General features: G+C 61.2%; 15 protein-coding genes and 2 tRNA genes. 8 read left to right on the top strand and 9 right to left on the bottom strand.

Annotated elements, in window-relative coordinates; translation table 11 throughout:
* Window positions 1-19: 19 nt before the first annotated feature.
* Together RGR602_RS05270 and RGR602_RS05265 are read right to left on the bottom strand one after the other, a co-directional pair.
* The gene (locus RGR602_RS05270) at window positions 20-262 is read right to left on the bottom strand and encodes a ribbon-helix-helix domain-containing protein (protein ID WP_022716366.1); all 243 of its coding nucleotides are present in this window, start codon (window positions 260-262) and stop codon (window positions 20-22) included.
* A gap of 177 nt (window positions 263-439) precedes the next feature.
* A complete protein-coding gene (locus tag RGR602_RS05265; RefSeq protein WP_039844239.1) occupies window positions 440-994 on the bottom strand; it encodes an HdeD family acid-resistance protein in 555 nt (184 codons plus the stop codon).
* Window positions 995-1,136: 142 nt separating this feature from the next.
* Between RGR602_RS05265 and betI the strand changes: the two genes are divergently transcribed.
* The 3 genes from betI (at window position 1,137) to betA (ending at window position 4,956) form a co-directional block, all read left to right on the top strand.
* Window positions 1,137-1,721 (top strand): transcriptional regulator BetI, encoded by a 585-nt coding sequence (gene betI, locus RGR602_RS05260; RefSeq protein ID WP_039844238.1) that lies wholly within the window; start codon window positions 1,137-1,139, stop codon window positions 1,719-1,721.
* Window positions 1,722-1,786: 65 nt separating this feature from the next.
* On the top strand, window positions 1,787-3,250 hold the full coding sequence (betB, locus tag RGR602_RS05255; protein ID WP_039844237.1) for a betaine-aldehyde dehydrogenase: 1,464 nt from the start codon (window positions 1,787-1,789) through the stop codon (window positions 3,248-3,250).
* Window positions 3,251-3,306: 56 nt separating this feature from the next.
* Window positions 3,307-4,956 (top strand): choline dehydrogenase, encoded by a 1,650-nt coding sequence (gene betA, locus RGR602_RS05250; protein WP_039844236.1) that lies wholly within the window; start codon window positions 3,307-3,309, stop codon window positions 4,954-4,956.
* A gap of 292 nt (window positions 4,957-5,248) precedes the next feature.
* Here the strand turns inward: betA and RGR602_RS05245 are convergent, their stop codons facing one another.
* The 3 genes from RGR602_RS05245 to RGR602_RS05235 all read right to left on the bottom strand — a co-directional run bounded on the left by RGR602_RS05245 (window position 5,249) and on the right by RGR602_RS05235 (window position 6,700).
* Entirely contained in the window at window positions 5,249-5,725 is a 477-nt protein-coding gene (locus RGR602_RS05245) for a DUF6644 family protein (protein ID WP_039844235.1), read from the bottom strand.
* Window positions 5,726-5,729: 4 nt separating this feature from the next.
* Window positions 5,730-6,116, bottom strand: a complete 387-nt coding sequence (locus RGR602_RS05240; RefSeq protein WP_039844234.1) for a DUF6152 family protein — start codon at window positions 6,114-6,116, stop codon at window positions 5,730-5,732.
* Between the two features lie 137 nt (window positions 6,117-6,253).
* Window positions 6,254-6,700 (bottom strand): RrF2 family transcriptional regulator, encoded by a 447-nt coding sequence (locus tag RGR602_RS05235; RefSeq protein ID WP_022716377.1) that lies wholly within the window; start codon window positions 6,698-6,700, stop codon window positions 6,254-6,256.
* Between the two features lie 423 nt (window positions 6,701-7,123).
* Here RGR602_RS05235 and RGR602_RS05230 point away from each other — a divergent pair, with 423 nt between their 5' ends.
* The 3 genes from RGR602_RS05230 (at window position 7,124) to cysN (ending at window position 10,461) form a co-directional block, all read left to right on the top strand.
* The gene (locus RGR602_RS05230) at window positions 7,124-7,864 is read left to right on the top strand and encodes a phosphoadenylyl-sulfate reductase (RefSeq protein ID WP_039844233.1); all 741 of its coding nucleotides are present in this window, start codon (window positions 7,124-7,126) and stop codon (window positions 7,862-7,864) included.
* Window positions 7,865-8,021: 157 nt separating this feature from the next.
* A complete protein-coding gene (cysD, locus tag RGR602_RS05225) occupies window positions 8,022-8,975 on the top strand; it encodes a sulfate adenylyltransferase subunit CysD (protein ID WP_039844232.1) in 954 nt (317 codons plus the stop codon).
* 1 nt (window position 8,976) lies between these two features.
* Window positions 8,977-10,461, top strand: a complete 1,485-nt coding sequence (cysN, locus tag RGR602_RS05220; protein ID WP_039844231.1) for a sulfate adenylyltransferase subunit CysN — start codon at window positions 8,977-8,979, stop codon at window positions 10,459-10,461.
* A 136-nt stretch (window positions 10,462-10,597) separates the two neighbouring features.
* On the opposite strand, the gene RGR602_RS05215 is transcribed toward cysN, so the two are convergent.
* A tRNA-Pro gene (locus RGR602_RS05215) sits at window positions 10,598-10,674 on the bottom strand.
* A gap of 269 nt (window positions 10,675-10,943) precedes the next feature.
* On the opposite strand from RGR602_RS05215, the gene RGR602_RS05210 reads away from it, so the two are divergent.
* A complete protein-coding gene (locus RGR602_RS05210; protein ID WP_039844230.1) occupies window positions 10,944-11,354 on the top strand; it encodes a hypothetical protein in 411 nt (136 codons plus the stop codon).
* Window positions 11,355-11,514: 160 nt separating this feature from the next.
* On the opposite strand, the gene RGR602_RS05205 is transcribed toward RGR602_RS05210, so the two are convergent.
* From RGR602_RS05205 to RGR602_RS05195, 3 genes are all read right to left on the bottom strand, one after another.
* Window positions 11,515-12,366, bottom strand: coding sequence for an IS3 family transposase (locus RGR602_RS05205; protein WP_052451633.1), 852 nt, complete (start codon window positions 12,364-12,366; stop codon window positions 11,515-11,517).
* 38 nt (window positions 12,367-12,404) lie between these two features.
* Window positions 12,405-12,761 carry a helix-turn-helix domain-containing protein gene (locus RGR602_RS39620; protein ID WP_407692048.1) on the bottom strand — a complete coding sequence of 119 codons (357 nt, stop codon included), beginning with the start codon at window positions 12,759-12,761 and terminating at the stop codon, window positions 12,405-12,407.
* Between the two features lie 178 nt (window positions 12,762-12,939).
* A tRNA-Gln gene (locus tag RGR602_RS05195) sits at window positions 12,940-13,014 on the bottom strand.
* A gap of 162 nt (window positions 13,015-13,176) precedes the next feature.
* On the opposite strand from RGR602_RS05195, the gene RGR602_RS05190 reads away from it, so the two are divergent.
* The gene (locus RGR602_RS05190) at window positions 13,177-13,473 is read left to right on the top strand and encodes a cupin domain-containing protein (protein WP_039844228.1); all 297 of its coding nucleotides are present in this window, start codon (window positions 13,177-13,179) and stop codon (window positions 13,471-13,473) included.
* Window positions 13,474-13,475 lie beyond the last annotated feature (2 nt).

Below are 13,475 nucleotides of genomic sequence, written 5' to 3'. Positions count from 1 at the left end.
GGGTTAGGTCCCGACCCTATCAGGCGGACCGGCGGCGCTCCGCTTCGTGATCGGCAAACATATCTGCAACGCAGCGGCCCCCACTCGCGCGGTCTTCGTCATTTAGAACGTCATTGCGATATTCTGCGAGCTTGCGGGCGGCATCCCAGAGGCGCAGCGCCTCACGAACAACCTCGCTGCTCGATGCATAGCCGCCATGATCGACGGCATCGCGAATGCCTGCTGCCTGGACCGGTGATATGGAAACTGTGACCATTGGCATGAACTTCCTCCCTTCGTTTTTCTACGGGACAGAACCTGCCCTACGCGGGATGCATGACCACTCATGACATCTGTTCCGGCAATGTCATCTGCCGGCGCCTTGGTATCTGAATTTTAGTCCCGCCTCACATGCTTGTCAAAAAAAGAAACATTCCGTGAGCACAGCCTGTGGACAGCCTCATTGCACGCTTCGAAGGCCGATCCCGAATGCAATCATCGTCCATCCCTGCAAAATAAGATCGACCGCGAGGAAAAGTCCGAGGACCCAGAGACTGTTCACCGGCCAGCCGAGCGCGATGATAAAGCCTGCGAGCGCGGTGACCACGCCGCTTACGACAATCCAGCCCCAGCCCTTGAGCGGCTTCATGCGGCGGCCGATAAAGACGCGGAAGACGCCGGCAACAAGCAGAGCGACGGCGAGAAAGAGCGTCAGAGCAGCGGAGGTAAGGATCGGATTGATGAAGGCGAATATGCCTGCGAGGACGTAGAGTACACCGCTCAGCGCCCAGAAAAGGATGTGCTCCCAGCCGCGCACCTGAAAGGCGTGGATGAGATAGACGACCCCCCCGAAGACCATCAGCATTCCCACGGAATAGACCGACACCACGGTGGCGAGAAGGAGATTTCCGACCGCGATCAGGCCGCAGATCAACAGCAGCACGCCGAGACCCACGAACCATATCCATTTCGACTGCAGGGACGAGGACGGCGCTCCATCGAAGACGCTAGCCATGACACACCTCCTGATAGCTGTTCATATGCTGCAGAATCGCGGGCCGGAAAGGGTTGAGCCTTCTCAAATTCCGTCAAAAAGTTTTTGTTGATTGATCAGTCAATCAAAAATAATATGTGCTGAACTGTCGGAGCTGGCCCTCATGCCGAAAATCGGAATGGAACCTCTACGCCGAAAGGCGCTCGTCGACGCTGCGCTGCGCGTAATCGCGGATCGCGGCTCGCTGAGCGTCACCATGTCCGATATCGCCCGCCAGGCCGGCGTGTCTCCTGCCCTTGCGCACCACTATTTCGGCAGCAAGGAGCAACTGCTGATCGAGACGGTCCGTTCGCTGCTCAGGCAATTGCGTGACGACACGGTGACGGCGCTGAAGGCTGCCCGTACCCCACGCGAAAATCTCTCTGCCGTCATCCGGGTCAGCTTCCAGGCCGATCAGTTCGCGCCGGAAACGATCGCCGCATGGCTCGCCTTCTATGCCGAAGCGCAGCGCTCGGAAGAGACGCGCCGTTTCCTCGTCATCTATGCCCGCCGGCTGCGTTCGAACCTGCTGGCCAACCTCAAGAAGCTTTGCCCGCCAGATGCCGCAGGACGCATCGCCGAAGGCGCTGCTGCGATGATCGACGGGCTCTATATCCGCCAAAGTCTGAAATCGGCGCCGATAAACATCGAGGCTTCGATCGGGCTGACGGAGGATTATGTGACGATGCAACTAAGGGGGATCGAATGAGGCTCACCGCACAGGAATGAGGAGCCTTAATTTTTGCCCTGTCGCACAAAGCAAAGGATTGAATTATGAAAGCCCAGCCGAAAGCGTCGCACTTCATTGACGGCGAATATATCGAGGACGAAGCGGGCAGCGTCATCGAAAGCATTTATCCGGCAACCGGCGAAGTGATCGCGCGGCTGCATGCGGCAACGCCTGCCATCGTCGAGAAAGCGATCGCGGCTGCCAGGCGCGCACAGCCGGAATGGGCGGCGATGAGCCCGACGGCCCGCGGCCGCATCCTCAAGCGCGCCGCCGAGATCATGCGCGAGCGCAATCGCGAGCTTTCCGAGCTCGAAACGCTCGATACCGGCAAGCCGATCCAGGAAACGATCGTCGCTGATCCGACGTCGGGCGCCGACAGCTTCGAGTTCTTCGGCGGCATCGCGGCAGCCGGCCTCAACGGCTCCTATATCCCGCTCGGCGGCGATTTCGCCTATACGAAGCGCGTGCCGCTCGGCGTCTGCGTCGGCATCGGCGCCTGGAACTATCCGCAGCAGATCGCCTGCTGGAAAGGGGCGCCGGCGCTGATCGCCGGCAATGCGATGGTCTTCAAGCCCTCGGAAAACACGCCGCTCGGCGCGCTGAAGATTGCCGAAATCCTGCACGAAGCAGGCCTGCCGAAGGGCCTTTACAATGTGATCCAGGGAGACCGCGACACCGGCCCGCTGCTCGTCAACCATAAGGACGTGGCAAAGGTGTCACTCACCGGCTCGGTGCCGACCGGCCGCAAGGTCGCCGCCTCCGCGGCAGGCCACCTCAAACATGTGACGATGGAGCTCGGCGGCAAGTCGCCGCTGATCGTCTTCGACGATGCCGATATCGACAGCGCAATCGGCGGCGCCATGCTCGGCAACTTCTATTCGACGGGCCAGGTCTGCTCGAACGGCACCCGCGTCTTTGTGCAGCGGAAGATCAAGGGCGAGTTCCTGAAGCGGCTGAAGGCCCGCACCGAGGCGATCCTGATCGGCGACCCGATGGACGAGGCGACGCAGCTCGGCCCGATGGTTTCATTCGACCAGCGACAGAAGGTCTTGAGCTACATCGACAAGGGCAAGGCCGAGGGTGCGACACTCGTCACCGGCGGCGGCATTCCGAACAATGTTTCCGGCGAAGGCTATTACGTCCAGCCGACCGTGTTTGCCGACGTGACCGACGGCATGACCATTGCCCGCGAGGAGATCTTCGGGCCGGTGATGTGCGTGCTCGATTTCGATGACGAAGCCGAGGTCATCGAACGTGCGAACGCCACCGAATTCGGCCTTTCGGGTGGCGTCTTCACCGCCGATCTGACGCGCGCCCACCGCGTCGCCGACCAGCTCGAGGCAGGCACGCTCTGGATCAACACCTACAATCTCTGCCCGGTCGAAATTCCCTTCGGCGGCTCGAAGCAATCCGGTTTCGGGCGGGAGAACTCGCTTGCGGCGCTGGAGCATTATTCGGAGTTGAAAACGGTTTACGTGGGCATGGGGCCGGTGGCGGCGCCGTATTGAGAAGAGGCCAAGCCCTCCCGCTTGTGGGGAAGGCCAACACATACTGAGTGTACATCATGCAAGCAGACTTCGTCATCATAGGCTCCGGCTCGGCAGGGTCGGCCCTCGCCTATCGTCTCTCGGAAGACGGCAGAAACAGCGTGATCGTCATCGAGGCGGGCGGCAGCGACTTCGGGCCGTTCATCCAGATGCCGGCAGCGCTTGCTTGGCCGATGAGCATGAGGCGCTACAACTGGGGCTACCTCTCGGAACCCGAACCAAACCTCAACGGCCGGCGCATCACCGCACCGCGCGGCAAGGTGATCGGCGGATCCTCCTCGATCAACGGCATGGTCTATGTGCGCGGCCATGCCGAAGACTACAACCGTTGGGAAGAGCTCGGCGCCAACGGCTGGGCCTATGCAGACGTGCTGCCCTACTTCAAGCGCATGGAGCATTCGCACGGCGGTGAGGAAGGCTGGCGCGGCACCGACGGCCCGCTGCATGTGCAACGCGGCGGCTTTCGCAACCCGCTGTTCCATGCATTCATCGAAGCCGGCAAGCAGGCGGGTTTCGAGGCGACGGACGACTACAACGGCTCGAAGCAGGAAGGCTTCGGGCTGATGGAGCAGACCATCTTCCGCGGCCGTCGCTGGTCTGCGGCGAACGCCTATCTGAAGCCGGCGCTGAGGCGGCCGAATGTCGACATCGCCTACGCCCTGGCGCGCAGGATCGTTATCGAGAACGGCCGCGCGACCGGTGTCGAGATCGAGCGCCGCGGCAAGGTCGAAATCATCAAGGCGAACCGCGAGGTGATCGTTTCTGCCTCATCCTTCAACTCGCCGAAGCTCTTGATGCTTTCCGGTATCGGCCCTGGGGCTCATTTGCAGGAGCACGGCATCGAGGTGAAAGCCGACCGGCCAGGCGTCGGCGCCAACCTGCAGGACCATATGGAATTCTATTTCCAGCAGGTCAGCACCAAGCCGGTTTCACTCTATTCCTGGCTGCCATGGTTCTGGCAGGGCGTGGCGGGCGCGCAATGGATGTTCACGAGATCCGGCCTCGGCACTTCCAACCAGTTCGAAGCCTGCGCCTTCCTGCGCTCGGCGGCCGGCGTCAAGCAGCCGGACATCCAGTATCACTTCCTGCCGGTGGCGATCAGCTATGACGGCAAGGCGGCGGCGAAGAGCCACGGCTTTCAGGTGCATGTCGGCTACAATCTCTCGAAGTCGCGCGGGTCCGTCACCCTGCGCTCGCCCGATCCGAAGGCCGACCCCATCATCCGCTTCAACTATATGAGTCACCCGGATGACTGGGAGAAATTCCGCCACTGCGTGCGCCTCACCCGCGAGATCTTCGGCCAGCAGGCTTTCGACCCCTATCGAGGGCCGGAAATCCAGCCGGGCGAGAAGGTGCAGACGGACGACGAGATCGACGGCTTCCTGCGCGAGCATCTGGAAAGCGCCTACCACCCCTGCGGCACCTGTAAGTTGGGCGCTAAGAACGACCCGATGGCCGTGATCGACCCGGAGACGCGCGTCATCGGAGTGGACGGCCTGCGCGTTGCCGACTCGTCAATCTTCCCACACATCACCTACGGCAACCTCAACGGCCCCTCGATCATGACCGGCGAGAAGGCGGCAGACCATATCCTCGGCAAGCAGCCCCTGCCGCGCTCGAACCAGGAGCCCTGGGTCAATCCGCGCTGGGCACTGAGCGACCGGTAAACAGAGCTGGTAGGGCACACGAATGCCCAGCAGTCTCGTGGGATCTTCTTCGCGCCTATCGCCAATATCAATCATCGAATGCATATCCGCAGTTGCTCCGATGTTGGCATCTGGCAGTTTCATGTGATGAAGCTGCCAGATGCGCCGCGCGCTCGGCTATTTTCATGATCGAACGCAACGACTTCAAAAGCAGAAACAGCGTGGGCATCGCAACCTCGGCCTTCGCACAAGTTCAGTGATCTCTTCCTTGCGCTGGTGGCGCGCGGCGAGCACCGTCGCGGCGTGATCGCCTCTATATGAAACCGATCCACCGCCCGGCGATGAGAGCGGTAATCCACACCGCCGCCGAAACCATGGCTGCAATGCGCAGGCTCGCTGCAACGACCACTCCGGCAATCGCCTTTCGCCAGCTGTCCCTGGCATGCACGATGGCGGCATTGGCAACGCCTACTGCCAGCAATCCGATCTTTACCAAAAATGCTGGGTTTGCAGCATATTCCATCGGCCGGACGCTGAAGAGGCAGAAGCCCGTGACGATCGCCGCCGTCAAACCGACCGCCGCTGCGCGCGACAGGAATGGCCCGACCACCGAAAGCGGGACCAACGGAAAGAAGCCCATCAACCTGAGATCGAGCGGCAGGATGGCGCCGAGCAGCAAACCGATGGACAGGATATGCGAAGCGTTGACGAACATGTAAAGCAGCGCTGAACGCCGCAACCCTGCCGCGAGCGGCGTTGCGGCAAGCCATTCCAGAAGTTCGATCGCCATGCGGTCAATTCGTCTGGATTCGATCGGGATAGATATCGTAGCGCTTCTCGCCGACCGTGATTCGCACGGCCTTCATGCGCTTTTCATTCCGATCCAGCGAACGGTTTCCGATCGCAACGATCTGATCGCCGTTCTTCGCCGAGCCCTCGACGAAGCCGGAGCGCTCCGTCTGGCGCGGATTGCCGAGTTCGACGCGCCACACGCCGTCATCGGCGGTCGCAACGTCAAGCGCGGGATGCGGGCCGCCCATGGAAATCTTCTGGATCGTCCCCCTCAACTCCATCTGCTCGGCCTCGGCCCATGACCAGCCGTGATGCGCCGCAGCGCCGGTCGCGAAAGCTGCCGCGACGGCCGCGCTCAAGACGATCTGCTTTGTGGATAAGACACGCATTTCAGTTCTCCCTGCCCTTTTCCGAACAGCTCCGAATTGGCGCATTCCGGCGGCTTTGAAAGGCTTTTCACCAAATCTTGAAGGTGGGAGATGATTTCGCGAACCTGCGGCTGCCAATGGAGAGGGAAGAAGCCCCGTCAGGCGAGAAGGCGGGTGACCTCTGCGCCTTTTGCCGGCGCGACCGCGTCGGCGATTGTCGTCGAGAACAGCACCTTGCGCGTTGCATCCGCGACTTTCGCGAAGACGCTGCGGATTTTGCAGGTCTGCTCGCCGTCGCAATCGTCGCACTTGCGATACGCGGTGATAGAAAGGCATGGCAGCGGCGCGATCGGGCCGTCGACGATGCGCAGGATCTCGCCGAAGGTGATCATGTCGGCGGGCTTCAACAGCAGATAGCCGCCCGCCTTGCCGCGTCGGCTCGCGACGATGCCCTGATGCTTAAGATCGAGCAGGATCTGCTCGAGGAACTTCTTCGGAATTTTCTGCTGCGCTGCAATGTCCGAAATCATGACGGGCTCGCCGGCATCGGCTTCCGCCAGTACCGTCAGCGCCCGGAGCGCGTATTTTGCTTTCTGCGTAATCATTTTGGACCGTCACACACACGAGCGATGCGACGTGCCGCACCACTTCACAAGCTTACATATCTCCTATTGCACAGCCAGCATGAACGGAATTTGAACGCGCCCGCGAAAGCCTTGGAAGACAAGCATTTTGGCCTTGTTTTTCCTGCTCGGCCAACGGACAGAATTCTACGCTGAAATTGCCCTTCCTGCATCTTTTTCGACATCACTTCAGGTTTCGAATTGACAGGCACCGTGTAACCCTACTAATTTTATAGAGATTAAAGTAGCCCCGACAGATTGCTGACCTGACGCGGCTGCTTTTCTGCATTGCAGCGGCTTCGGAGAGATATTTGCTCCCGTATGCGCCGCTTTCGAAATCCGTTTTTCTGTGCGATCTGCCCTCAAGCTGCGATACTCCGGCCAACATCGAGGACAGGTTTTCCCATGACTGTTGTCAATATCATCGAAGAAGCGGAAACGCTGAATGCGAAACTTGCGACCTTGAGCCTGGCCGAACGTCTGTCGTTTGTCGCCGGCCTAGACGTAAGAGTCGTCTTCACGACATCGCTTGGTATCGAAGACCAGGTGATCACCGCCGAAATCGGCAACCATCGCCTACCGATCGACGTCGTAACGCTGCAGACCGGCCGCCTCTTCCCCGAGACGCTGGCGCTGATCGACGAAACCGAAAGCCAGTACGACATCCACATCACCCGTTACGAGCCCGAGCAGGCCGATATCGACGCCTATGCGGCAAAATACGGCATGAACGGCTTTTACGAGAGCGTCGAAGCCAGGCATGCCTGTTGTGGCGTGCGCAAGCTGAAGCCGCTTGCGCGGGCGCTGGCAGGCGCAACGATCTGGATCACCGGGCTGCGGCGCGGTCAGTCCGCCAACCGCGCGGAAACGCCTTTTGCGGAATATGACGCCGAACGGCACCTCCTGAAGATAAATCCGCTTGCCGACTGGGATATCGAGACCGTCAAGTCCTACGTCGCCGACAATAGCGTGCCGGTTAATCCGCTGCATGCCCGCGGCTACCCTTCTATCGGCTGCGAGCCGTGCACGCGCGCCATCAAGCCTGGCGAGCCGGAGCGCGCCGGCCGCTGGTGGTGGGAACAGGATGAGAAGCGCGAATGCGGCCTGCATGTCGGCGAAGAAGCGACAGCGGTTACCGCACGATAGCCACGAAGGGTGAGTTTGACGTGCCGGACTGCCCGGCCCTCACCCCTGGCCCTCTTCCCGCAAGCGGGGCGAGGGGACGGAAAACGAGCCGCCGAGCGCGGCATTGGGGTGAGGGGCAAATGCCTCCTTGCCAATGATCGAAAGTCTGGAGTAGGAAATGCCCGATAGCCGTCCGGATACGGAACTCAACAATCCGCAGAGCGCCAAGCCGCCGCTCGATCCGCACCTGAAGGCTCTGGAAAACGAGTCCATCCATATCTTCCGCGAGGTTGCGGCCGAATTCGAGCGTCCGGTGATGCTCTATTCGATCGGAAAGGACTCGTCGGTTCTGCTGCATCTGGCACGTAAGGCTTTTTATCCGGGCCGCGTGCCCTTCCCGCTGCTGCATGTGAACACTGGCTGGAAATTCCAGGAGATGATCGCCTTTCGCGACGAGACCGCGAAGAAGTATGACCTGGACCTCGTCGAGCACATCAATCCGCGCGGCGCCGCCGAAGGAATCACACCCTTCAGCCACGGCTCCGCGACCTTCACCGACATCATGAAGACCGAGGGGCTGCGCCAGGCGCTCGACGCCGGACAGTTCGACGCAGCCTTCGGCGGCGCGCGCCGCGACGAGGAGGCAAGCCGCGCCAAGGAACGCATCTATTCCTTCCGCACGCCGGACCACCGCTGGGATCCGCGCAACCAGCGGCCCGAGCTCTGGAACATCTACAACGGCCAGATCCGCAAGGGCGAGAGCGTGCGCGCCTTCCCGCTGTCGAACTGGACCGAAGTCGATATCTGGCGCTACATCCAAGCCGAAGAAATTCCGCTAGTGCCGCTCTACTATGCGAAGAAGCGCCCCTACGTTGAGCGCGACGGAATGATGATCCTTGCGGAAGACCCGCGGTTGGAACTCCTTCCCGGCGAAGTCCGCCAGGAAGGCATGATCCGTTTCCGCACCCTCGGCGATTTCCCGCTGACGGGTGCCATCCGCTCCACCGCCACCACCCTTGAAGACGTCATAGCGGAGCTGGAAATCGCAACCGTTTCCGAGCGCCAGGGCCGCGCCATCGACCGCGACCAGTCCGGCTCCATGGAAAAAAAGAAGCGTGAAGGATATTTCTGAGATGACTGCAGCAGCACCTGCAACCGCCATCGCCCTGCCTGCCGCCGAGCCGCTGAAGGCCACGCGCGACACGCGGCCGTTGCGCCTTATCACCTGCGGCAGCGTCGACGACGGCAAATCCACGCTGATCGGCCGGTTGCTCTGGGACACCAAGGCCGTCAAGGAAGACCAGGCAGCGACGCTCCAGCGCGATTCCACCGGCAAGCAAAACGATCTCGGCCTGCCGGACTTCGCACTGCTTCTGGACGGCCTGCAGGCGGAGCGCGAACAGGGAATCACCATCGATGTCGCCTATCGCTATTTCCAGACCGACAGGCGCGCCTTCATCGTCGCCGACACGCCCGGCCACGAACAGTACACCCGTAACATGGCAACCGGCGCTTCGACCGCCGATCTTGCCGTGCTGCTCGTCGATGCCCGCGCCGGCATCCTCGAGCAGACGCGACGCCACGCGACGATCGCCTCGCTGCTCGGCATCAAGCAGTTCGTGCTCGCCGTCAACAAGATCGACCTGACCGGCTACGACCGCGCCGGTTTCGAGAAGATCACGCACGAGTTCAAGGAATTTGCCCTGTCGCTCGGCGTCAAGCAGATCACCGCGATCCCGATGTCGGCGCTGAAGGGTGAAAACGTCGTCTATTCCGGCCAGGCCGCCATGCCCTGGTACACGGGTCCGACGCTCGTCGAGACGCTGGAGCTTGCCACGGTGCGCTCGTCGCAGACCGTCGGCTTCCGTCTCTCGGTGCAGCGCGTGTCGCGTCCCGGCGAAAGCTTCCGTGGCTATCAAGGCACCGTTGCCGGCGGTTCGGTGAAGCCGGGCGACAGCGTCATGATCTTGCCATCGGGCATGGTCGCCAATGTTTCCAAGATCGTCACCTTCGACCTCGTGCGCAACGCGGCCGTCGCGGGCGACGCAATCACCCTCGTGCTCGACCGGCAGGTGGACGTCGCGCGCGGCGACATGATCGTCTCGATCGACAGCCAGCCGCAGGTCGGCCTTGCCTTCGACGCGCAGATCGTGGCGCTGCAGCCGGAAGGCATCGAGGCCGGTAAGCGCTACTGGCTGAAGAGCGGCAGCCGCCGCCAGCGCGTCCAGGTGCAACCCCTCAGCCAGTTGGAGCTGAAGTCCGGCGCCTGGAACGTAGCCGAGCGGCTCTACATGAATGCCATCGGCAAAGTGCGCCTCGCCTTCGATGAAGCGGCGATCTTCGATCCTTATGAGCAGAACCGCTCCTCCGGCTCCTTCATCCTCATCGACCCGGACACCAACAATACGGTCGCCGGCGGCATGGTGACCGGCAAGCGCTCGGAACTCGGCGGACTTCACACCGGTGACGCGCGCGTCATCCTCTCGCTTCCAGCCGACCTCGCCGAGCAGATTATGGCGAGCGAGATCTTCGCAACCCGCCGCGACGAGGCGCATGTGCACCGGATGACCGCAGCGGAAGCGGCGGAACTCTGGAAAAACGCCGCAAGCGATATCTGAGACTGAAGCTGGGGCCGGACGGCCCCTTTTTCTTGCCGTGTCGAGGGCGCGCGTTACGCATCTGGCGCAAACGGATCGCTGCACGCAGTGTGCGGCGCATTTCTCGCCGGGGTCAGAGCAATTCGGGAAAATCGGCTGGTCGGAGTGGAGTGATTCGAACACTCGACCCCCACGTCCCGAACGTGGTGCGCTACCAGACTGCGCTACACTCCGTGACCAGCGGCGCCTCTATAGACCGGCCCATCTTATTGCGCAAGCACCAAATTTCAAAACCCGGCGCATTTTTGACAGAGGGGTGAAAGGGCCTGGCGCAGCCTAAAACTGCAACAAAAAGCCACACTCGCGGCAAATTTCGCAATCGCGAAGACAGGGCAATTTTCTTTTGCCGGGTTCCGCGCTAAAGCGCTCCACGGGACAAGCGGAAACCGTTGGCAGACAGCGATTCCCGCCTCGAATGCGCGACAAAATTCAGGGACGATTAGATGAAACTCCGCACCACTGCCGCGGTCGGGCTTGCCATTGCGCTTGCCGGCTGCACGACCATTCCTTCTGCAGGCGATCCGATTTCCGCACGCTGGACCGGCCAGTCGGCCGGCAAGTTCTTCGCCGCCTACGGCCCGCCGATCGCCGATACCGAAAACGGCTCGGCCACCGTCTACACTTGGAAGGGCGGCTACAAGAGGATTCGCGTCCCGGCGAAATATGCCGAAGGCGAAAACGGCAAGCGCGGCAAGCAGATCGCTGCCGCCCGCACGCTCTATCTCCGCTGCCAGGCCGAAGTCACCGCCGATTCCAGCTACACCATCCGCTCCATCCGCACCGTCGGCGACATCCCGGGCGAAAACAGCAAGTCCTATTGTGCGGAGTTTCTGGCGCCGGAAACGGCTCGGTAGTCGAGTTTCGCGGCCAGTGTCAGTCCAGAAAGGCAGCCTGCAGGCTGCCTTTTCTTCATTGGCCATTTCGACGACGAGACATGCAGACTGGAGCCACGTCCAAACCCCTTCAGGCCGAAAGTGTCACCTATTGGACTGCACCCCTTTGGTGAGACAGCAATCAGTAACAGTTCTCCCGGCTGTGAATTGCGTCTGGTGTCTCTTGCCGCTGTTGCAAGAGACTGGCTTCGTAAGCGTCCGGCGCGAGATAGTCGAGGGCCGAGTGCAGGCGCTGCCTGTTGTAGACCACCTCGATGAATTCGCCGATCCTAGTCCTTGCATCGTCCAGGTCGCGATACGCCTGACCATCCACCTCCTCTTCCTTCAGGGTCCTCATGAATCTCTCGGCCTTCGCATTATCGTAGGGATTGCCGACGCGGCTCATGCTCGGCTGGATGCCGTGGTCTGCAAGTCGTGCCGCATAGTCGGCGCAGGCATATTGGACGCCGCGGTCGCTATGGTGAATGACGCTATCAGGTCGCGGCCGGCGAGCCGCAACCGCCATGTCGAATGCCTCAATGGCAAGTTCCGCTTTCAGATGGGTTGCAATCGCCCAGCCGATGACCTTGCGACTGAAAGCGTCGAGGACGATCGCCAGGAATGCGAACTCCTCGGCGAGATGAACGTAGGTGATGTCGGCGACCCAGAGCTGGTCGATGTCGGTCAGTTGAAGACCTCGAGCCAGGTTGGGCACGATGCACCAGTCATGCCTGGAGTCGGTTGTCATCGGCACGAACGGGGATTTGCGCAGACACAGCAGATTATCCTCCCGCATCAGGCGCAGCACGCGCTTGTGGTTGGCACGCCAGCCTTCTCGGCTCAAAAGCACGGCGATTCTTCGGTAGCCGTAATGCCGGTTGGCGAGCGCCAGGCGTTGGAGGGTGTCGCGCAGCCCCATTTCCTCCCTGCGCGGCGCCGTCGCCTGCCAATGACGATAGTAGCCCGCGCGGCTCACCCGAGCCAGCCGGCACATTCGTTCCACACTGATTTGGCCTTGCAGCCCGGACGCCATCATCGCTTCGATGACCGTGTAGATGCCGTCCCGCCAGGCTTGCCACTCCGCTGGCGTGCTGTCCCGACGTGCTGCAAGGCCTTTTGAAAAAAATCAATATCGGCCGCTTGCTGTCCGACAAGCCGCTCTAATTCCGCAATCCGCGCAAGCGCTCTCAAGAGTTCGTCGCTCGAGGAAGACTGCAGCGCGCCAGCTTCCGGTTGCTCATCGCTCGCTGCTGCGTCTCGCTGCGGACGTCCGCCTTCTCGCAACGCCGACGCTGCGCCAACTCGGAACTGCTTTTGCCACTGATAAAGGCCCTTGCGCGAAATCCCCAACTCGCGAGCAAGCTTGCTGACATTGGCGCCGGCAGCCATTCGCTGAACCGCTGCCAGCTTAACCTCGCGACTGAACCGCCGCCCAGGATCGTCCGTCCTCATTAGTCCTCCTAACGGAGAACTGTTACCATGCTTTTGTCTCAAAATCGGGGAGCACTACACTATGTCTCAGGAATAAACCGTAACCTACGTGTCCAGAATGGACCCCGAACAGTCTTGGCTGGGGCGCCAGGATTCGAACCTGGGAATGCCGGTACCAAAAACCGGTGCCTTACCGCTTGGCGACGCCCCACCACAGCTTGAGAGCGGAAACCCGCTTTGCCGGAAGCGAGGCCTGATTAGCAAAGGTCCGGCTGCCTCACAATCACTAACTTGCGCTTCCGGCAAATTTCTGTGCGCTTCTTCCTGCGCCGTGCTACGTCTTGGTTCGCCGATCAAAGTCTCAGGAGAGATGATGAGCCAGTACCGTGCCCGCCCGCCTGCCCTTGCGACGCTTCTTCTCGACGATGCCGTGGTTCGCATCACGCGCTGGGATTTCGAGCCGGGCGCGGATACTGGCGTGCATACCCACGGGCTCGGCTATGTCGTCGTGCCTATGACTGACTGCAAATTCCTGCTCGAGGATCGGAATGGCAGCCGGCGCGTCGATGTGGCCAAGGGTGCTGCCTACCGGCGCGAGGCGGGCGGCGAGCACAATGTCGTCAATGCCGGTAGCGAGCCGATGACCTTTATCGAGATAGAATACAAGTAAAC

This window comes from Rhizobium gallicum bv. gallicum R602sp, from assembly GCF_000816845.1.
In the GTDB taxonomy this organism is placed as follows: Bacteria; Pseudomonadota; Alphaproteobacteria; order Rhizobiales; family Rhizobiaceae; genus Rhizobium; species Rhizobium gallicum.
This window is presented reverse-complemented; position numbering and strand designations above follow the sequence as displayed.